At 59.7% G+C, this 17,310-nt stretch carries 18 protein-coding genes and 5 tRNA genes; 8 read left to right on the forward strand and 15 right to left on the reverse strand.

The genetic code is table 11. The features are described 5' to 3' along the window. Positions 1-211 precede the first annotated feature (211 nt). Positions 212-775 carry a serine O-acetyltransferase EpsC gene (gene epsC / locus MHX65_RS02260; protein WP_239268312.1) on the forward strand — a complete coding sequence of 188 codons (564 nt, stop codon included), beginning with the start codon at positions 212-214 and terminating at the stop codon, positions 773-775. Positions 776-824: 49 nt separating this feature from the next. Here the strand turns inward: epsC and MHX65_RS02265 are convergent, their stop codons facing one another. From MHX65_RS02265 to MHX65_RS02285, 5 genes are all read right to left on the reverse strand, one after another. Next, the gene (locus tag MHX65_RS02265; RefSeq protein ID WP_239268314.1) at positions 825-1,106 is read right to left on the reverse strand and encodes a GNAT family N-acetyltransferase; all 282 of its coding nucleotides are present in this window, start codon (positions 1,104-1,106) and stop codon (positions 825-827) included. A 56-nt stretch (positions 1,107-1,162) separates the two neighbouring features. Continuing rightward, positions 1,163-1,235, reverse strand: a tRNA-Phe gene (locus MHX65_RS02270). Positions 1,236-1,254: 19 nt separating this feature from the next. After that, positions 1,255-1,328 (reverse strand) — tRNA-Asp (locus MHX65_RS02275). A gap of 192 nt (positions 1,329-1,520) precedes the next feature. Beyond that, positions 1,521-1,594 (reverse strand) — tRNA-Asp (locus MHX65_RS02280). Between the two features lie 35 nt (positions 1,595-1,629). Further along, positions 1,630-1,705, reverse strand: a tRNA-Glu gene (locus MHX65_RS02285). Between the two features lie 82 nt (positions 1,706-1,787). Between MHX65_RS02285 and MHX65_RS02290 the strand changes: the two genes are divergently transcribed. Continuing rightward, positions 1,788-2,120 carry a metal-sensitive transcriptional regulator gene (locus tag MHX65_RS02290; protein WP_023023790.1) on the forward strand — a complete coding sequence of 111 codons (333 nt, stop codon included), beginning with the start codon at positions 1,788-1,790 and terminating at the stop codon, positions 2,118-2,120. Between the two features lie 31 nt (positions 2,121-2,151). On the opposite strand, the gene MHX65_RS02295 is transcribed toward MHX65_RS02290, so the two are convergent. Then, a tRNA-Lys gene (locus tag MHX65_RS02295) sits at positions 2,152-2,224 on the reverse strand. A 126-nt stretch (positions 2,225-2,350) separates the two neighbouring features. Then, on the reverse strand, positions 2,351-3,853 hold the full coding sequence (locus MHX65_RS02300; RefSeq protein WP_023023806.1) for an acetyl-CoA hydrolase/transferase family protein: 1,503 nt from the start codon (positions 3,851-3,853) through the stop codon (positions 2,351-2,353). 192 nt (positions 3,854-4,045) lie between these two features. Here MHX65_RS02300 and dusB point away from each other — a divergent pair, with 192 nt between their 5' ends. Both dusB and phoU read left to right on the forward strand, forming a co-directional pair. Next, positions 4,046-5,191, forward strand: coding sequence for a tRNA dihydrouridine synthase DusB (dusB, locus tag MHX65_RS02305; protein ID WP_239268317.1), 1,146 nt, complete (start codon positions 4,046-4,048; stop codon positions 5,189-5,191). Between the two features lie 58 nt (positions 5,192-5,249). Next, positions 5,250-5,978 (forward strand): phosphate signaling complex protein PhoU, encoded by a 729-nt coding sequence (gene phoU, locus MHX65_RS02310; protein ID WP_023023809.1) that lies wholly within the window; start codon positions 5,250-5,252, stop codon positions 5,976-5,978. 81 nt (positions 5,979-6,059) lie between these two features. Here the strand turns inward: phoU and pstB are convergent, their stop codons facing one another. The 5 genes from pstB to mshD all read right to left on the reverse strand — a co-directional run bounded on the left by pstB (position 6,060) and on the right by mshD (position 11,235). Next, positions 6,060-6,833 carry a phosphate ABC transporter ATP-binding protein PstB gene (gene pstB / locus MHX65_RS02315; RefSeq protein WP_239268319.1) on the reverse strand — a complete coding sequence of 258 codons (774 nt, stop codon included), beginning with the start codon at positions 6,831-6,833 and terminating at the stop codon, positions 6,060-6,062. A gap of 51 nt (positions 6,834-6,884) precedes the next feature. Next, on the reverse strand, positions 6,885-7,799 hold the full coding sequence (gene pstA, locus MHX65_RS02320) for a phosphate ABC transporter permease PstA (RefSeq protein ID WP_239268321.1): 915 nt from the start codon (positions 7,797-7,799) through the stop codon (positions 6,885-6,887). A 12-nt stretch (positions 7,800-7,811) separates the two neighbouring features. Then, positions 7,812-8,864 carry a phosphate ABC transporter permease subunit PstC gene (gene pstC, locus MHX65_RS02325; RefSeq protein WP_023023813.1) on the reverse strand — a complete coding sequence of 351 codons (1,053 nt, stop codon included), beginning with the start codon at positions 8,862-8,864 and terminating at the stop codon, positions 7,812-7,814. 135 nt (positions 8,865-8,999) lie between these two features. Next, the gene (gene pstS / locus MHX65_RS02330; RefSeq protein WP_023023815.1) at positions 9,000-10,106 is read right to left on the reverse strand and encodes a phosphate ABC transporter substrate-binding protein PstS; all 1,107 of its coding nucleotides are present in this window, start codon (positions 10,104-10,106) and stop codon (positions 9,000-9,002) included. Positions 10,107-10,332: 226 nt separating this feature from the next. Continuing rightward, positions 10,333-11,235 carry a mycothiol synthase gene (mshD, locus tag MHX65_RS02335; protein ID WP_239268323.1) on the reverse strand — a complete coding sequence of 301 codons (903 nt, stop codon included), beginning with the start codon at positions 11,233-11,235 and terminating at the stop codon, positions 10,333-10,335. Positions 11,236-11,268: 33 nt separating this feature from the next. On the opposite strand from mshD, the gene MHX65_RS02340 reads away from it, so the two are divergent. Next, positions 11,269-12,093, forward strand: coding sequence for an LmeA family phospholipid-binding protein (locus MHX65_RS02340; RefSeq protein ID WP_023023819.1), 825 nt, complete (start codon positions 11,269-11,271; stop codon positions 12,091-12,093). Here MHX65_RS02340 and MHX65_RS02345 read toward each other — a convergent pair. After that, positions 12,090-13,115 (reverse strand): diacylglycerol/lipid kinase family protein, encoded by a 1,026-nt coding sequence (locus MHX65_RS02345; protein ID WP_255716773.1) that lies wholly within the window; start codon positions 13,113-13,115, stop codon positions 12,090-12,092. The genes MHX65_RS02340 and MHX65_RS02345 overlap by 4 nt on opposite strands. A gap of 65 nt (positions 13,116-13,180) precedes the next feature. Here MHX65_RS02345 and MHX65_RS02350 point away from each other — a divergent pair, with 65 nt between their 5' ends. After that, the gene (locus MHX65_RS02350) at positions 13,181-13,876 is read left to right on the forward strand and encodes an FABP family protein (RefSeq protein ID WP_005279614.1); all 696 of its coding nucleotides are present in this window, start codon (positions 13,181-13,183) and stop codon (positions 13,874-13,876) included. Positions 13,877-13,884: 8 nt separating this feature from the next. Here the strand turns inward: MHX65_RS02350 and MHX65_RS02355 are convergent, their stop codons facing one another. Then, complete coding sequence (locus tag MHX65_RS02355) at positions 13,885-14,754, reverse strand: aminodeoxychorismate lyase (protein WP_239268327.1); 870 nt, start codon at positions 14,752-14,754, stop codon at positions 13,885-13,887. A 30-nt stretch (positions 14,755-14,784) separates the two neighbouring features. Here MHX65_RS02355 and ygfZ point away from each other — a divergent pair, with 30 nt between their 5' ends. Then, positions 14,785-15,849, forward strand: a complete 1,065-nt coding sequence (ygfZ, locus tag MHX65_RS02360) for a CAF17-like 4Fe-4S cluster assembly/insertion protein YgfZ (protein WP_239268329.1) — start codon at positions 14,785-14,787, stop codon at positions 15,847-15,849. Positions 15,850-15,990: 141 nt separating this feature from the next. After that, positions 15,991-16,188 (forward strand): DUF3073 domain-containing protein, encoded by a 198-nt coding sequence (locus MHX65_RS02365; RefSeq protein WP_023023830.1) that lies wholly within the window; start codon positions 15,991-15,993, stop codon positions 16,186-16,188. A 66-nt stretch (positions 16,189-16,254) separates the two neighbouring features. On the opposite strand, the gene purM is transcribed toward MHX65_RS02365, so the two are convergent. Beyond that, entirely contained in the window at positions 16,255-17,307 is a 1,053-nt protein-coding gene (gene purM / locus MHX65_RS02370; RefSeq protein ID WP_239268332.1) for a phosphoribosylformylglycinamidine cyclo-ligase, read from the reverse strand. Positions 17,308-17,310 lie beyond the last annotated feature (3 nt).

Here is a 17,310-nt window from a genome sequence, read left to right on the forward strand (position 1 = left end):
GTCCAAAAAGTAGTTAGACATCCTGTCCATAAACTTCCTGGACTCCGCGTCAAAAAACTAACTGGACTCCGAGTCCAAAAAGTCAATGGACTCCGAGTCCAAAAAGTCACTAGACATCACAAGGCATAACTAGCCCCGCAACCTAGTCCATGAATAAAAGGCACCCGTCAAGCTTGGCGGGTGCCTTTTTGTGACCAGTATTATAGTCCGCATGAGCATTATTAAATATATCCGCGAAGATTTAGCCAATGCCCGCGACCATGACCCAGCTGCCCGTGGCGACGTTGAAAACGCGATCGTCTATTCCGGCCTGCACGCCATCTGGTCGCACCGCGTGTCCCACTGGCTGTGGAAGCGCGGCCTGCGGGGCCCTGCGCGCATCCTGGCCCAAATTAATCGCTTTTTTACCGGCATCGAGATCCACCCAGGCGCCACCATCGGGCGCCGCTTCTTTATCGACCACGGGATGGGCATTGTCATCGGCGAAACCGCGGAAATTGGCGATGGCGTCATGCTCTACCACGGCGTGACGCTCGGCGGTCAGGTGCTCACCCAGACCAAGCGCCACCCCACGGTGGAAGATAACGTCACCATCGGCGCGGGCGCCAAGGTCTTAGGCCCCATCACCATCGGGGCCGGTTCCGCCATCGGTGCCAATGCCGTTGTCACGAAGGATGTACCGGCCGATCACATCGCCGTGGGCATCCCCGCCAAGAATCGGCCTTCAAATAGGCATGAGCGGGTCAAGCTCGTGGATCCGGACTACTACATCTAAATAGACTAAAAGCGGCCCACAGTCTTGTGTGGGCCGCTTTTTGCTGTGCTTAACCGCGCAGCAGATCCTGGTATTCGGGGTTCTTGTCCATAAAGTGCGCCACGGCAGAGCAGGTGACGATGACCTTCATGCCGGCAGCCCGGGTTTCATCGAGGGCCTCCTTAATCAGCGGGGAGGACAAGCCCTGACCGCGGAAGTCGTCCCCGATGACCGTGTGGTTGAACTCGCGGGTATCGCCGGAATCTACGTATTCGCAGATTCCCGCTTCCACACCATCAACGGTAAGCACGAAACGGGACAAATCGGTTTGATGAGAAATTGCTTTTTCCATGTCCCCCATTAAACCAAAAATGGCCCCTCCTTGATAATAAGGAGGGACCATAGTTGTGGCCAGAGCCAGGATCGAACTGGCGACCCCACACTTTTCAGGCGTGTGCTCTACCGACTGAGCTATCTGGCCAGAAACCCGAAGGTTTCCGCGACCTTGACGGGACTTGAACCCGCGACCTCCGCCGTGACAGGGCGGCGCGCTAACCAACTGCGCCACAAGGCCATTTTCAGTTTTGTGTGCCCCTTGGGCACGGGTAATTACTTTACACAGGCGCCTAGAAACAACACAAATCAGCACTACAACGCCGTTTTTCCGCCGCTTGCCGATGCCCCAGTGATGCTGAGGTGACATCAGCAAGCAGCCTGCAAAACCAAAAAAGAACAGTACCCGCCGAAGCGTGTACTGTTCAGAATGCGACCTTGACGGGACTTGAACCCGCGACCTCCGCCGTGACAGGGCGGCGCGCTAACCAACTGCGCCACAAGGCCAAATGAGAAATTATTTCGTACCAACACAAAGGTGTTGGTACCCCCAACGGGATTCGAACCCGTGCCGCTGCCGTGAAAGGGCAGTGTCCTAGGCCGCTAGACGATGGGGGCCAGTCGCTTCTTGGCGACTTCTAGAAATATACTGGAGACATCACCAAGAAACAAAATCGCTCCCCCAGAAGGAGTTTTAACCATGTCTGAGCAGCAGAAAACCTGTTCCTGCCACGAGCCGGATATCCACGGATACAACGCCGATAGTAAGAGCAAAGCGCGTTATCTGGCGCGCCTGAAGCGCATCGAAGGCCAGGCGCGCGGGATTCATCGCATGGTCGATGAGGACCAATACTGCATCGATATCATCACCCAAATCTCGGCGGTGACATCCGCGCTAGAGAACGTCTCTCTCGCGCTCTTAGAAGACCACATAGAGCACTGTGTGGCCGGTGCAGCGGCCGAGGACGGCGAGGTGGCTAAGGAGAAGCTAGCGGAGGCTATGCACGCCATTAAGAAGCTCGTGAAAAACTAGAAAAGGAGCCGCCCGAAGGCGGCTCCTGATGTGGGCCCTGTGGGGATCGAACCCACGACCTGCGGATTAAAAGTCCGTAGCTCTACCAACTGAGCTAAAGGCCCAACGTCGCTCTATATTAGCGTGTTGACTTTTAGATCTCCTAATTCACCCCTCGCCTGAGAGTATCCAAACAAAGCAGAAGGAGGGCTTCCCAGCCGGGAGGCCCTCCTTTGCCATGGCGGTGGAGATTAACCGCGCATGTCACCCTTTTCCATGAAGTTAACCTGGAAATCGAAGGCAGTCTTCAAGTCGTGCGGGGTGTGCTGGAACTTGTTTTCCTTCGCACGCTCGTAGTACTCCTCCAACAGCGGACGGTAGTCCGGGTGAGCCACGGCGATGATCTTCTCAACGCGCTGCTTTGGAGCCAAGCCACGCAGGTCAGCCACACCGTATTCGGTGATGATGACCATGGTGTCGTGCTCGGTGTGGTCCGTGTGGGACACGAACGGAACCAGAGCGGAGATGGCGCCATCCTTCGCGATGGATGGGGACACGAAGGTGGAGATGTACGCGTTACGGGTGAAGTCACCAGAGCCACCGGTGCCGTTCATGATGCGGGAACCGGACACGTTGGTGGAGTTGATGTTGCCGTAGATATCTCCCTCGATCATGCCGTTGGAAGAAATCAAGCCGACGCGGCGGATGACCTCAGGGTGGTTAGAAATCTGCTGCGGGCGCAGGATGATGTGGTTGCGGTAGCGGTCTGCTTCCGCGTTCATCTTTTCTGCGTACTCCGGCGACAGCGCGAAGGAGGTTGCAGAAGCCACGGTCATCTTGCCGGCATCGATAAGGTCCAGCATGCCGTCCTGGATAACCTCGGTATATGCCTGGATGTTTTCGAACTTGGAGTCCAGAAGGCCCGCCATCACGGCGTTCGGCACGTTACCCACGCCGGACTGCATGATGAACTTGTCGTACTCGAGGCGGCCTGCGGCAACCTCGCCCTCCAAGAACTCGATGAAGTTAGCGGCGATCTTCTCAGAAGTCTCGTCCGGCTCGCGGAATGGAGCATTGCGGTCCGCAGAGTTGGTCTTGACAACTGCAACGACCTTCTCCTCCGGGATCTCCATGTAGGTGGTACCAATGCGGTCGCCCGGCTTGTTAATCGGGATGGGCTGGCGGTTAGGCAGCTTGTCGATGCGGTAGATGTCGTGCATACCCTCAAGGTTCTCGGACTGCCACTCGTTGATCTCAATGATGATCTTGTCTGCAGCCTCGACGAACTCGAGGTTATTGCCCACTGCGGAGGACGGCACGATATTGCCTTCCTCAGTAATGCGTACGGCCTCGATGATGGCTACCTGGAAGTCACCATAGAAGCCCTCTTCTACCTGCTGGCCCAGGTGGGACAGGTGAATATCCTGGTAGAGCGCGGTGCCGTCGTTGAATTGCTTACGCAGCAGCGGGTCGGAGTTATATGGGGAGCGGAAGTTAATGGCCTCTGCCTCTGCCAAAACACCGTCGCAGTCAGGGGCGGTAGAAGCACCGGAGAAGAGGTCAATCTTGAACTCTTCGCCCTTGTCGTGCAGCGCCTTCGCCTTATCTGCAATGGCGGTAGGCAAACCCTTGGGGTAACCTGCACCGGTGAAGCCGGAGATTCCTACGCGGTCACCATTGTTGACGTACTTCGCAGCCTCCTCTGCAGAAACTACGAGCTTCTCAAACGGGGCGTATGCGATTCTATCGGACAACTGTCATCCTCCTTCATATACGAGTAGACCGGTGCTACGGCCCACCCAATTTAGTTACACAGACCACAGTAGCGAAAATTAACGTTTTCGCCACCATCATTTTGTGACATTCACCCCAATCATGGGAATCCTCGGTAACCACCACCTTGCTGCTAGTTGCTAAATTCCGCCGTTAACGAGCACAATTAGGGCGTGAATTTGCGCATTGGAAACTATGACCTCTCCTCCCCCGTCATCCTCGCCCCCATGGCGGGGGTAACCAACGTCGCCTTCCGCACGTTGTGCCGGGAACAGGAACTGGCCCGCACCGGAACGGTGTCGGGCTTGTATGTCTGCGAGATGGTCACCGCGCGCGCCCTAGTGGAGCGCAACGAGAAAACCATGCACATGACCACCTTTGCCCCGGAGGAAGATCCGCGTTCCCTGCAGATTTATACGGTGGATCCGGAATACACCTATAAAGCAGCCAAGATCATCGTGGATGAGAATTTGGCTGACCACATCGACATGAACTTTGGCTGCCCCGTCCCCAAGGTAACCAGACGTGGCGGCGGTTCTGCCCTGCCTTATAAGCGCCGTCTCTTTGGCAATATCGTCTCCGCCGCCGTCAAGGCCACCGAGGGCACGAATATCCCCGTCACGGTGAAGATGCGCGTGGGCATTGATGACGAGCACCATACGCACCTCGACGCCGGGCGCATTGCCGTGGATTCCGGCGCCGCCGCCGTTACCTTGCACGGGCGCACGGCCGCGCAACGTTATTCCGGCAATGCTAGGTGGGATGAGATCGCCCGGCTCAAGGAGCACCTCGCGGACACCGGCGTTCCGGTGCTGGGCAATGGCGATATTTTCCGCGCCGATGACGCCCGCCGCATGATGGAGGCCACCGGCTGTGATGGCGTGCAGGTGGGCCGCGGCTGCCTGGGCCGGCCGTGGCTTTTCGCGGAGCTGGGCGCCGCCCTGCGCGGCGAGTCGATCCCCGCCGAGCCCACCTTGGGCGAGGTCACCCAGGTTATTCTTCGCCACGCGGAACTGCTCGCGCAGCATGAGGGCGAGGACCACGCATCCAGGGACATCCGCAAGCACATTGGCTGGTACCTGCGCGGCTTCCCCGTCGGCGGGCAGGTGCGCGCCGGCTTGGCCAAGGTGGATTCCTTAGAGAGCCTGCGCGAATTGCTGGCGCCCTGGGCGGATTCTGATGCTTTGGCTGCCGATGCCGATGGTGCGCGCGGGCGCCAGGGCTCGCCCTCCAAGGTCGCGCTTCCCGATGGCTGGCTCGATGACCCCGAGGATGAATTCGTTCCGGTCGGCGCTGATATTTATAACTCCGGCGGCTAAACCCACACTGGTGTGACTCAGCAAGCATTTGCGCGGTTTGTGAGCTATCATTTCCTGCATGCGTACTGCCTACCGTGAACATCTGGACAACTTCTCGCACGACCTCATCGTCATGTGCGATACCGTCCGCACCATCATGGATCAGGCCTCCCAGGCGCTGCTCGATTGCGCCCTGGAACCCGCGGAGGAAGCGCTTAGCCTCACCGAGGAACTCGATGAGATTCGCTCCCGCTGCTCCGAACGCGCGGTAAAGCTTCTGGCTCTAGAAAATCCCATGGCCCAGGATCTGCGCCAGGTGGTCTCTTCCATCTACATCGTTGAGGATCTTTTCCGCATGGGCCAACTAGCCCAGCACATTGCCGATGCCGCGCGCCGCCGCCACCCTGAGGCCGTCGTGCCCGCTGAATACCTCGGATTCATGGAAGAGATGTTCCGCCTGACCCAGGAAATGGGTTCGGTGGTGCACGATATTTTGGTCACCCCTGATGCCGAGCTCTCCGTCAACCTGCGTTCCGATGATGATGCGGTGGACGATATTAACCACCACCTGCTGCGCATCCTCACCCAGCGCGACTGGGAAGGAACAGTGCGCCAGGCCGTAGAGACGGCGCAGATTACCCGCTACTACGAGCGCTACGCGGACCACTGCGTCTCCGTGGCTGGGCGCATCATTTACTTTGCCACCGGCCTATTGCCAGAAGAGTTTGAAAGAAAGCTCCAAGAGGACCAAAAGGACGCCGAGTTCGAGGCCCGCATGAGCGAATTAGAGCGCCAATTCCGCCGCTAATAAACGCTAATAAAACTGCCACAAGGGCGGTACCTTCCTGCGCTGGAGGTACCGCCCTTTTCGGACAATCAGAGTCTACCTTTAGCCGAAGCGGCCAGAGATGTAGTCTTCGGTTTCCTTCTGGGAAGGGTTCTCAAAGATTCGGGTGGTTTCATCGAACTCCACCAGGTGTCCCGGCTTGCCGGTAGCTTCTAGGGAGAAGAAGCCGGTCTTATCGGACACGCGGGCGGCCTGCTGCATGTTGTGGGTCACGATGACGATCGTGAAGTTTTCCTTCAGCTCGTGGATAAGATCCTCCACGGCCAAGGTGGAAATCGGGTCCAGAGCAGAGCAGGGCTCGTCCATCAGCAGCACTTCTGGTTCCACGGCAATCGCGCGGGCGATGCACAGGCGCTGCTGCTGACCGCCGGAGAGGCCGCCGCCCGGCTTATCCAGGCGGTCCTTGACCTCGTCCCAGAGGTTAGCGCCGCGCAGGGACTGTTCGGCTACTTCCTTGAGCTTCTTCTTATTCTTTTCACCAGACAGCTTCAGGCCAGCAACCACGTTGCCCTCGATGGACATGGTGGGAAATGGGTTAGCCTTCTGGAATACCATGCCGATGGTATTGCGCACGGAAACTGGGTCGACCTTGGGCCCGTAGATATTGGTGCCATCGAGCAGGATCTCGCCCTTGACGGATGCACCAGGGATGACCTCGTGCATGCGGTTCAAGGTGCGCAGCACGGTGGACTTACCGCAGCCGGACGGGCCGATGAAGGCGGTCACGGCCTGTGCCGGGATCTGCATATTTACGTTCTGTACGGCGTGAAAATCGCCGTAGAAAATATCGACGTCATTGAGCTCGAGCTTAGACATTGTGGAGGTTTCTCCTCTTGAGGGGTGTAAAAGTGGCGGAATCGTGTGCGGCTATTTCTTGACCGAGAACTTCGCGGAAATTACTCGCGCCGCAATATTGAGGATGGCGATGAGGATAACCAGCGTCAGCGCTGCGCCCCACAGCTTATCCAGCACGGCAGGCTGCGCGCCCGCCTTGTACATATCAAGCATCATCAGCGGCAGTGAGGACTGCGAGCCCTTAAACGCATCCCAGTTGATGACCGAGGAGGAACCAACCAAGACCAGCACTGGCGAGGATTCACCCATCACGCGAGCAATGGCCAGCATGATGCCGGTCACGATGCCGGACAGGGCTGTCGGCAGCACGATGCGTGCAATGGTCTTCCACTTGGGCACGCCGAGGGCATAGGAGGCCTCGCGAAGGTCCATGGGAACCACGCGCAGCATCTCTTCGGTATTGCGCACCACGATGGGGATCATCAATAGGACCAAGGACAGGGCGACGGCAAAGCCGGAACGTCCAAAGCCGAAGAGCGTGATCCACATGGCGAAGATGAACAGCGCGGCCACGATGGAGGGCACGCCGGACAGGATGTCCACCATGAAGGTGGTGATGCGGCCGAGCCAGCCACCCTTGGAGTATTCCACCAAGTAGATGGCGGTGAAGATACCGATCGGGATGGAGAGGATGGAAGCCAGGGCGGTTTGCACGAAGGTACCGACGATGGCGTGGGCGGCACCGCCGCCTTCGGCGCTATTCATCACGCCGCGCTGGGACAGCGTCCACCAGTCAGCGGAGAAAATCACGCCGCTACCGCGAGCAATGAGCTCCCACAGCACCCAGATCAGAGGGACCATCGCCAAAGCCATAGCGCCCCATACAACGACGGTGGCAATGCTATTGGCCGCCTTGCGGGAACCGGAGATTTCCAGGAAGGTTGCCCCACCAGCGGAGGCGGGCTTGTTATTTGTCGTAGTAGTCATTGTTGTCCTTCCTTACTTGCTCTTCACGATGGCGCGGGCAATGGCGTTGACGACAAACGTCAGCAAGAACAGCATCAAACCGGCGGCGATATAGGCACCGGCGCGCGTCTCGTTACCGAACTCGGCGGCGGCGAGGGCGATGGCCGTGGCGAAAGTGGTACCGCCATCGAAAAGCGAGAAGCGGAAGTCCACCAGGGGCGAGACCACCATGTACAGCGCCATGGTCTCACCCAGAGCGCGGCCCAAGCCCAGCATGGAGCCGGCGACGTAGCCGGACATGCCGAAGGGCAGGACGGTCATGCGGATGACTTCCCAGCGCGTAGCGCCCAGTGCCAAGGCGGACTCGATCTGGCCCGGAGGCGTTTGCACGAAGACCTCGCGGGCGGTGGCGGCGATAATCGGCAAAATCATCACGGCGAGCACGATGCCACCGGTGAAGAGGTTGCGGCCGGTAGCAAAGGCGGGCGAATTATCGTAATGAGTAAACAGGAAGAACCCACCGGCCCAGGACTCCATCCAGGTGTAGAAACTGGACAGGGCTGGGCCAAGGACCTGCCAACCCCACAGGCCGTAGACGATGGACGGCACTGCGGCCAGCATGTCCACCAAGAAACCCAGTGGCTTAACCAAGCGGGCCGGGGCGTAGTTGGACAAGAAGATGGCAATCGCAAGCGCGACTGGCATGGCCAGAATCAGCGCGAATACCGAGATGAGGACGGTGGTGCCGAACATGGTCGGGATACCGAACTTCATCGCAGAAGTATCGGTGGTCTCCCAGCGTTCACCGTGGGTGAAAAAGCCCAGTAGGCCATTCTCGTTCACGCTGAGCGCGGGGACGGCACGCCAGATGAGGAAGGCGGCAATCGCCGCGATCATCACGGTAATCAGCGTGGCAGAGGCCGTGGAGAGGAATTCGAAAATGCGGTCACCGGGGCGCTTGACGGAGCTACCGGAGCTGGAGGTAGCCAAGTCAGTCTCATTATCGCCACGGGTATGAGGCTGTTCGGCGCCAGAGACGGGAAGGGCCTCCGAGGTCGATGCCTGGGTGAGATTATTGTCTGCCATGAGACGTACTAATCCTTATTTGAAGTGGAACAAAGGGACATGCGATGTACATGCCTGCGCCCCCAAAGCGCGTCTCGAGGGCGGCAGTGGGGGCGGGCGGAATGTTATTTCGCGAGGTAAAGCGGGGTTTACGCGTTACTGCAGTGCGTCAACAGCGCTCTTCAGGCGGTCAAGGTGGTCACCCTTAACTGGGATGAAGCCCTGCTCTGCCAACTGGTCATCCTGGTGATCCAGAACGTCGTTGAAGAAGGTCTTGACCAGTTCAGCGGTCTCGTCATCGTAGCCAGCGGAGCAGACGATGTTGTAGGTGGTCAGGATGAGCGGGTATGCACCCTCAACATCGGAAGCGAAGAGAGCCTTGGAGTCAACGACCATGTCGTTCTCAGAAGCGGTGTCCTTGAACTCCAGGTTCTCCAGTGCCTTGTTGACGGTGTCGTCATTCAGCTCAACCGGGCCGTTGCCAAAGTCGATCTTGGCCTTCTTGACGCCGTCAGCTTCCTTCTGGTCAGCGAAGCCGGCCTCAACGTAGGTGATGGCACCCTCGATGTTTGCTACTTGGTCAGCAACGCCGGAGGAACCGTTTGCGCCCTCACCTACAGCGTCAGGGAACTGCTTGCCTTCGCCGTCCCAGTTACCGGTGGAGGCGTTCAGGAACTTCTGGAAGTTATCGGAGGTACCGGACTCGTCAGAGCGGAAGATGACGTGGATGTCGGTGTCCGGCAGGTCTGCGCCCTCGTTATCAGCGGCGATGGCCTCGTCGTTCCACTTCTTGATCTCGCCCTTGAAGATCTTGGCAATGGTATCGGTGGAGAGGTTGATCTCTTGGTCACCCAGGTTATAAGCAATGGCAACCGGGCCGATGGTGGAAGGCAGGTGCCATGCGTCGTTGCCGTCGCAACGCTCCTTGGCGGCCTCAATCTGGCCGTCGTCTTCCTTCAACGGGGAGTCAGAACCAGCGAAGTCTGCCTGGCCGTTGATGAAAGCCTCAACACCCTTACCGGAACCGGAAGCGGTGTAGGACAGGTTTGCGTCTGGGTTGTCCTCTGCGAAGGCGGTGCCGAAGTAGGACATTGCGTTCTGCTGGGAGGATGCGCCCTCACCAACAAGCTCGCCAGCGACGCCGCTGCCGTCGGAGGAACCCGAGGAGTCAGAGGAGGTGTCCTCAGAACAAGCTACGAGAGCGGTAGAGGTAGCGACCACGAGGCCGAAGATAGCGGCAGAGCGCTTGAAGTTGCGAATCACGGGAAAACCCTTTCCGGTGCAGATCAGAGATTGATTGTCCGAGGAAACCGCATCCCCATAAAAAAGGGGAACCTACATCCCACGTCCGCTCTTCGGAAGCGGGGTGCAGGTGCGCAGGTGCGGCTTTCTCACAATCAGTAAAGCTAACCGGAGGAATTAACCAGCAGGGTGCCGTGAGGTAAACAATTAATGAACAAGCTAGAAAGTTGACATGACCTTAATCACACTAGCCCCAGACGACATGCTCTTCATCAACGGAAAAGCCTAGGCGCTTGTAGGCCTTCAGTGCCGGTTCATTGTCCGCTTCCACGTACAAAATAACCCGCTGAGCTCCCTTTTCTACCATGCGGCGCAGGCCAATCTGCAGCAATGGTCCGCCTAATTTTTGGCCGCGGTACGCCTCCGCAAGGCCCACCACGTAGACCTCGCCAAAACCGGGATCTTCCTCCTCGTGCCACTTGGTCCAGTGGAAACCGGCCAGGGTCGGGTGCCCCTGTTCTTTTTCGTCCCAGAAGAACAAAACGTCCTTAGGATCGAACCATTCGGCCTCCATGCCGCGGTGCAGGCGCTCTAAATCCCAGCCGCCTTGTTCTGGGTGCCAATTAAAGGCCTCATTATTCACGCGCAGCCACTCGTTTTCCACGGTGTCCTTGCCCCACTTGTCCACCGCTTCGCTGTAATTGGCGGCCTGCAGCGGAAGCTCGCCTACTTGGGCTGCACTATCCAGATCGCCGCCCTCGATGCCCATGACCACGAGGGTGCGGGTGACCTTCAGATCGCGGGAATTAGCCAGGGCCTGAGCCGGCTTGCCGTTGCCATGCGCCCAGGTCTCGAGGTTGGTGGTGGCGTTAGCGGTGGCATCGTAAAGCGCGGTGCCATAGCCCTTGCCGCGATAATCGGGGGCGATAAAAAGCTCCGCGGTGGAATCCTCGCAGCTGGATACGCCGATGGGCTCGCCGTCCAGCCAAGCCACCAAATGCTTGTGGTGCAGGCGCTCATCGCGCAGGCCGTTGAGGAATTGCTCCGACAGCGGGGCGATGCCGTCGGCTTTTTCTGCGTGCGCTGCTAGTTCTTCCAGGCTGCCCGCCAGCTCTGGGGAGGCGGGGAGGTTTTCTTCGGTGATATTCATGGTGTCCATAATACGTAGGCTAAATTTGAAGGCGTGAGTGTAGTCAAAGTCGACCGGCGCATTGTCCACGTCCTCATCCTGGTGGGCGTGGTCTTTGCCGCATGGGTGGCCGATGCCTGCGTGGCCATGCATTCTGAGCACAAGATTGCCCAGGAGGTAAAGGAGAACTCGCGGCTGGAAAACTCCCCCCAGGTGTATATCGGCGGCACCCCGTACCTGTTGGCGGCAGGCTCTAAAGAAATCCCCTACTTGCAGGTCAAGGCGCTCGACGTGGAGGTTCCCAAGCTGGGCATGGTCAATGCCTCGACCGTGCTGCGCGATATCACCGTTACCCCTGAGCAGGTAGTAAACGGCGATATTGAAGGCGCGCCCGTATCCACATATTCGCGCGGCATTTCCCTGGACGGCGTGGCGTTAGGGCGCCTTCTGGGCATTACCGATCTCTCCATTGCCAACCCGGATGATATTTCGCCCTCCGGCGGCGTTTCTGCCGAGGCAGAGCTTACCGGCACCCTGCCCGGCGATAAGGAAAAGTCCACCGCGATGGTCACGCTGCGGCTAGTGGGCCCGGAGTTTCGCATGGAGGTCTACGGCACCGATGATCCGCGCCTCAAGGAGGCGTTTTCCCTCAACTTCGATACGCGCGAGCTCCCGCTGCCGGCGCAGGCCACGATGGTAAGGCTGCAGGGCGGAACCCTTTACTTTGAGGTCCAGCGCCGCAATATCAAGGTCCAGATGGCTCAGCTATCCCCGCTGGAAATCGAGGGTTCGGAGCAACGGGCCGTTGAAGAGGCCGAAAAGAAGGCGGCCGATACCGCCAATAAGGTAGGTCCTGCCCCAGATGAGGACGAATCCTAACGAAGGCGAATAAAGTCCCGCAGCACTTCCTGCACGGAGCGCTGGGCCACCTGCCGCCTGTCTTGCGGCGCGTAGACCTCGATGGCATCGGCCACAGAGGTCAGCGTCACGTGGCGGAAGGTCCCCTCGGATTCGCCATCGGCCTGGAAGCGCTGCGGGGAGTGGCAATCGAGTTCGACGCGCTTGGCATCATCAAAGCCTAGGGTCTTCTCCTTCACCAGCCGCTTGAGCCAGCCGTGCTTATCGGCACCAAAGAGGTGCAGCAGGCCGATAACCCCACGCACGCCACTGAGCTTTTCCAGGCCGAAAAGCGCCAGCCCCTCATCAAAGGAATTGCGCGGGTTGGTCACCACCGGCAAGGGGCCCAAGAAAGTCCAGGGGTTGGTATTAGACGTAAACAAGAGTGGGAAATCCTTCTTATGAAGCGTCTGCCCCAAGCGGGATTCCGCGTGCACCGTGATCTGTGGCGGGTTGCGGCGAGCCCGCAACCAAGCCCGAATGGCCACGTTGAGGTAGCGCAGCGGGGTGGCGGAAAAGCCTTGTTCACGGGCGCGGTCCACGCGCGCGAGGACGTCCGCATCCATGCCAAAACCGGCGTTGACGGCAAACCAGCGTTCGTTCCAGGTGCCCAGGTAAATGGTGCGGCGCAGATCGCGCTCTAGCATGCGAGCCAGAACGTGGATGGCCTCAACCGGAGTATTGGGGAAGCCAAGGGCGCGGACGAAGACGTTCGCGGATCCGGTGGGAATGACGGCGAGCGCCGGCACATCGTGCGGGCTGGGGAGATCTCCACCGGCCGGCCCCAGCAGGCCGTTGACAATCTCATTGACGGTGCCATCGCCGCCCACAGCAATGATGACATCATAATCATCCCTGGTAAGCCCCCGGACGATGTCTTCTGCATGCCCTGGGTAATGGGTGAATTTCACCAATAGGTGCATGCCTTCTACGGCCCGCAGGGCGGGCACGATTTGGCGAAAGAGCCCGTTGGATTGCGAGGTCGAATTGGGATTGGAAATCATCAGTGCATGCACAAAGGACCAGTCTAGTAGTTAAAGCGGCCCCGGCACGACTAGGCTGGACGCCCATGAGCGAAAATACCGAGAACACCAATACCCCGAACGTCGAGACCGCCGCCGCGTCCCACCCGGAAAACACCTCCGGCGCGCTCAATGGCAATGACGCGGTCAACCAGGCCGCCGAGCAATGGAAGGATGCGGCCAGCCACAATATCCCCGCCATCGAGCTTGGCGATGCCCCCGTTCCCGCCGATACCGCCAACCTGCGCCAGGGCCCGTCGCTACACGATGGATTGCTAGGACTCCTCCCCCTCGTCGGCGTCTGGCAGGGCGAGGGCCAGGCCCACGACACCGATGGCAGCGAATACACCTTTGGCCAGCAGCTGGTCGTCGCCCACGACGGCGAGAATTACCTGACCTTTAGCTCGCGCACCTGGAAGATCGATACCGAGGGCAAGCCGCAGGGCCCGTCTACCCGCGAGACCGGTTTCTGGCGCATCTCCGCCAAGGATGAAATCGAGGTCACCTACACCTCTTCAACCGGCATCGTGGAAATCTTCTACGGCGAGCCCTTCAACGAGCGCGCTTGGCAGCTCGAATCCGCCTCCACCATGGTCACCGAGACCGGCCCGAAGAACCTGGGCCCCGGCAAGCGCATGTACGGACTCATGCCCAATAACAACCTGGGCTGGGTAGACGAGCGCATGGTCGATGGCGAAATGCGCCCCTACATGTCCGCCGAGCTCACCCGCATCGCCGGCTAAAAAGCTGGCTAGGCCCCTAGCGCGGCATCGATAAGCCCCCGGATTTCTTCCTCGTTATCCGGGGCTTTTAACGTTTTTTCATTCAGCTTGGTCACCCGCACCGCCACGCGCACGGAAGAGACCAGCCACACCGAATCGGACTTTTCCAAGTACTCCACCGTCAGCGGCTTGGCCTTGCAGCGGTAGCCGCGATCCTGGGCGTAATCAAAGAGCGCGGCCTGCGTGGTGCCGGGCAAAATGCCGCGGCCGGCGGCGGTGCGCAGCTTCTTTCCCCGCACCGCCACGACGGTAGAGGTAGCGCCCTCTAAGATTTCGCCGGTATCTGGATCCGTGAGGATGAGATCGTCGTAGCCCTTGTCCTTGGCCATGCGCAGCATCGCCATCGTCGCGGCGTAGTTGAGTGTCTTGGCCGGTAGCTCTTCGGCCACGTGCCACAAGCGCGGGCTCGTCAGGACGGTGACGCCGGTGGTGCGTTGGCGAAGAGGGGCATCGCCAAGCGGCTGCACCGTCACCCACGCGGTGGGCACGCCGGTCGAAGCCCGGCCGCGGGTATAGGTCCAGGTGCATTTGGCATCGGGATGATCGGCATCGGTACCGCAATAATCCGCGATCGCCAGCCGGGTCGCCTCCTCCCACTTGTGCATCGGCGGTTCCGGCAAATCGAGCGCCCGCGCCGAATCGCGAAAGCGCTGCGCGTGGCGGGCGAGGTTAGCTGCCTTACCGCCGCGGACCAGGAGCGATTCAAAGATGCCATCGCCGCGGGTCACGGCGGCGTCATCGGCATAAACCAGCGGCAGGGAGGGCGAATGCTTGCGCACCGACCCACCAAAGGGTTCCACGACGTAGATGACCGGCTCTTTTCGCGGGGAGGGTTTCATAGACTCGATTATGCCCTACCATCGGTAGATGTGAGTTATTCTTCGCCACTTCTTCAACGCGCCGGTGCCGCCGAGCACCAGGACGCGACTGTACTCGATGCCCAAGGTGTGGCCTGGCACTATGGCAACCCCCTCGGGGAACAGCGTGCGGCCGAGACCGGGACCATCGCCATCGACCGCTCGCAGCGCCGCGTGCTGCGCGTCAGCGGTGCGGATGCACCGGGTTTTCTTAATAATCTGCTCTCGCAGAAGCTTGACGATGCCCCCTCCGGCTTCTCCGCCGGCGCCCTCGACCTAGATATCCAGGGCCACATTTTGCACCACATGGATATCACCCGCGCGGGCGAGGACCTTTACCTCGATCTGCCCGCCGCGCAGTTCGAATCCGCCCAGGACTTTTTGACCAAGATGGTCTTTTGGTCTGAGGTCACGGTCGAGGAAGCCGATATCGCCATCGTGACGTTGCTGGGTGAAGCCGATATTCCTACCCCACCCACCGTGGTCTTTTCCCGCGAGGTGCAGTGGCCGGGAATCAAGCGGGTTGACCTCGCCGTTCCGCGCGAAAAGTTGGTGGAATCCATGGCTGCCCTGGAGGCCGAGGGCGCGCGGCTGGCCGGGCTCATGGCCTTTACCGCCGAGCGCGTGCGCGCCCGCGAGCCGGAACTTGCCGCCGACTTGGACAATAAATCCATCCCGCACGAGGTTCCGCAGTGGATTAGCCGCAGCGATGCCAATCCCGCCCACGTGCACCTGAATAAGGGCTGCTACCGCGGCCAAGAAACCGTGGCGCGCGTGGAGAACCTGGGCCGTTCTCCCCGCCTCTTGGTGCTCCTCCACCTCGACGGATCCGCGCCGGAACGGCCGAATGTGGGCGATGACATTTCATTTAATGGACGTAAGGTAGGTCGCATCGGCACCATCGTGGATGACTGCGATTTCGGCCCCATTGCCTTAGGGCTAGTCAAGCGTTCTGCGCTAGATGCAGGCACATTGGATATCGGCGATACCGCGGCGTCGATCGATGCGTCCTCCATCCCCGAAGATGAGGGCCCAAAGGCCGGGCGCGAGGCGGTAAACCGGCTGCGCGGGCGGTAGATTTTCCACTCATCGGGGGGCCGGTGCGGAATTTTTTCGTCACACGCGCTATTGTGTCTTACAGGAAGATACACAATTGACAAGCCGATGGGGCGCCCAAGAATCCCTGGAGCGCCCTACTAGCCCAAGGGGGTCATGCACATGGGACGCGGACGCGCTAAGGCAAAGCAGACCAAAGTTGCACGCCAGCTCAAGTACAACTCACCCGAGATGGATATCGAGTCCCTTCAGCGGGAACTCGCTGCTCAGCAGGAGGGTGACTCCCACGACTACGAAGAGGATGATCCCTACGCCGAGTATGTCGACGAATGGGATGAGGACAACGACGACGAGCGCTAATCTTCCGCTCGCCGGATAAATCCACAAAAGGCCTTAGGTTTTTAACCTAAGGCCTTCCTCTTGTACCTAGAAGTTTGAGTGTTCGCCCTGCATGATAACGCGCGGTTCTTCGCCGTCTGCTTCGCGGACGCTGCCCAGCTCCCACGCGTCGATGTGGCGGGCGGTGAGCATGGCCAAGGCGCGGTCACGGTCCTCCGGATTGACCACGGCAATCATGCCCACGCCCATGTTGAAGGTCTTTTCCATCTCCGCCAGCTCGACCTTGCCCATGGACGAGATGAGCTTAAAGATCTGGCCCGGATTCCACGTGGAGCGGTTGACCTCAGCGCTCAGGCCCTCTGGAATAACGCGCTCCAGATTGCCGGCCAACCCGCCGCCGGTGACGTGGCAGAAGGTGGATACGGAGCATTCCTGCGCCAGCGCCAGGCATTCCTTGGCGTAGATGCGAGTGGGTTCCAAAAGCTCCTCCCCTAGCGGGCGGCCGAGCTCTTCCACGTACCCGTCTAGCGGCATGCCCGCCTGCTCCAGCAAGACGTGGCGCGCGAGCGAGTAGCCATTGGAGTGCAGCCCAGACGAGCCCATGGCGATGAGTACATCGCCCTCGCGCACGTTGTCTGGGCCCAACACGCCATCGGCCTCAACCACGCCGACGGCGGTAGCGGAGACGTCGTATTCGTTCTCCCCCATCATGCCTGGGTGTTCGGCGGTCTCGCCGCCGAGCAGCGCAGCGCCTGCCTGCACGCAGCCCTCGGCAATGCCCTTAACTACCTCGGCTACCTTTTCCGGCACGACCTTGCCCACGGCGATGTAGTCCTGCAGGAATAGTGGCTCGGCGCCGCAGACGACTAGGTCATCGACGCACATGGCCACCAGATCGATGCCGATGGTGTCGTGCTTATCCATGGCCTGCGCAACGGCGAGCTTGGTGCCCACGCCATCGGAGCCAGCGGCGAGGATGGGTTCCTTGTAATCGCCCAGCTTGAAGAGCCCCGCAAAGCCGCCGAGGCCGCCCATGACCTCCGGGCGGGTGACGCGCTTGGCGTGTGGGGCAAATAGGCTTACCGCGCGGTCGCCTTCTTCGATATTGACGCCGGCTGCGGCGTAGGTGTTGTCACTCATGTT

It is taken from the genome of Corynebacterium sp. ACRPS (assembly GCF_022346005.1).
Lineage (GTDB): Bacteria > Actinomycetota > Actinomycetes > Mycobacteriales > Mycobacteriaceae > Corynebacterium.

Excerpts from the sequence above, each read along its gene's own strand:
- epsC (WP_239268312.1), top strand. The coding sequence starts at position 212 with ATGAGCATTATTAAATATATCCGCGAAGATTTAGCCAATGCCCGCGAC.
- MHX65_RS02265 (WP_239268314.1), bottom strand. The coding sequence starts at position 1,106 with ATGGAAAAAGCAATTTCTCATCAAACCGATTTGTCCCGTTTCGTGCTT.
- MHX65_RS02290 (WP_023023790.1), top strand. The coding sequence starts at position 1,788 with ATGTCTGAGCAGCAGAAAACCTGTTCCTGCCACGAGCCGGATATCCAC.
- phoU (WP_023023809.1), top strand. The coding sequence starts at position 5,250 with ATGCGTACTGCCTACCGTGAACATCTGGACAACTTCTCGCACGACCTC.
- pstB (WP_239268319.1), bottom strand. The coding sequence starts at position 6,833 with ATGTCTAAGCTCGAGCTCAATGACGTCGATATTTTCTACGGCGATTTT.
- pstA (WP_239268321.1), bottom strand. The coding sequence starts at position 7,799 with ATGACTACTACGACAAATAACAAGCCCGCCTCCGCTGGTGGGGCAACC.
- pstC (WP_023023813.1), bottom strand. The coding sequence starts at position 8,864 with ATGGCAGACAATAATCTCACCCAGGCATCGACCTCGGAGGCCCTTCCC.
- mshD (WP_239268323.1), bottom strand. The coding sequence starts at position 11,235 with ATGAATATCACCGAAGAAAACCTCCCCGCCTCCCCAGAGCTGGCGGGC.
- MHX65_RS02345 (WP_255716773.1), bottom strand. The coding sequence starts at position 13,115 with ATGATTTCCAATCCCAATTCGACCTCGCAATCCAACGGGCTCTTTCGC.
- MHX65_RS02350 (WP_005279614.1), top strand. The coding sequence starts at position 13,181 with ATGAGCGAAAATACCGAGAACACCAATACCCCGAACGTCGAGACCGCC.
- MHX65_RS02355 (WP_239268327.1), bottom strand. The coding sequence starts at position 14,754 with ATGAAACCCTCCCCGCGAAAAGAGCCGGTCATCTACGTCGTGGAACCC.
- MHX65_RS02365 (WP_023023830.1), top strand. The coding sequence starts at position 15,991 with ATGGGACGCGGACGCGCTAAGGCAAAGCAGACCAAAGTTGCACGCCAG.
- purM (WP_239268332.1), bottom strand. The coding sequence starts at position 17,307 with ATGAGTGACAACACCTACGCCGCAGCCGGCGTCAATATCGAAGAAGGC.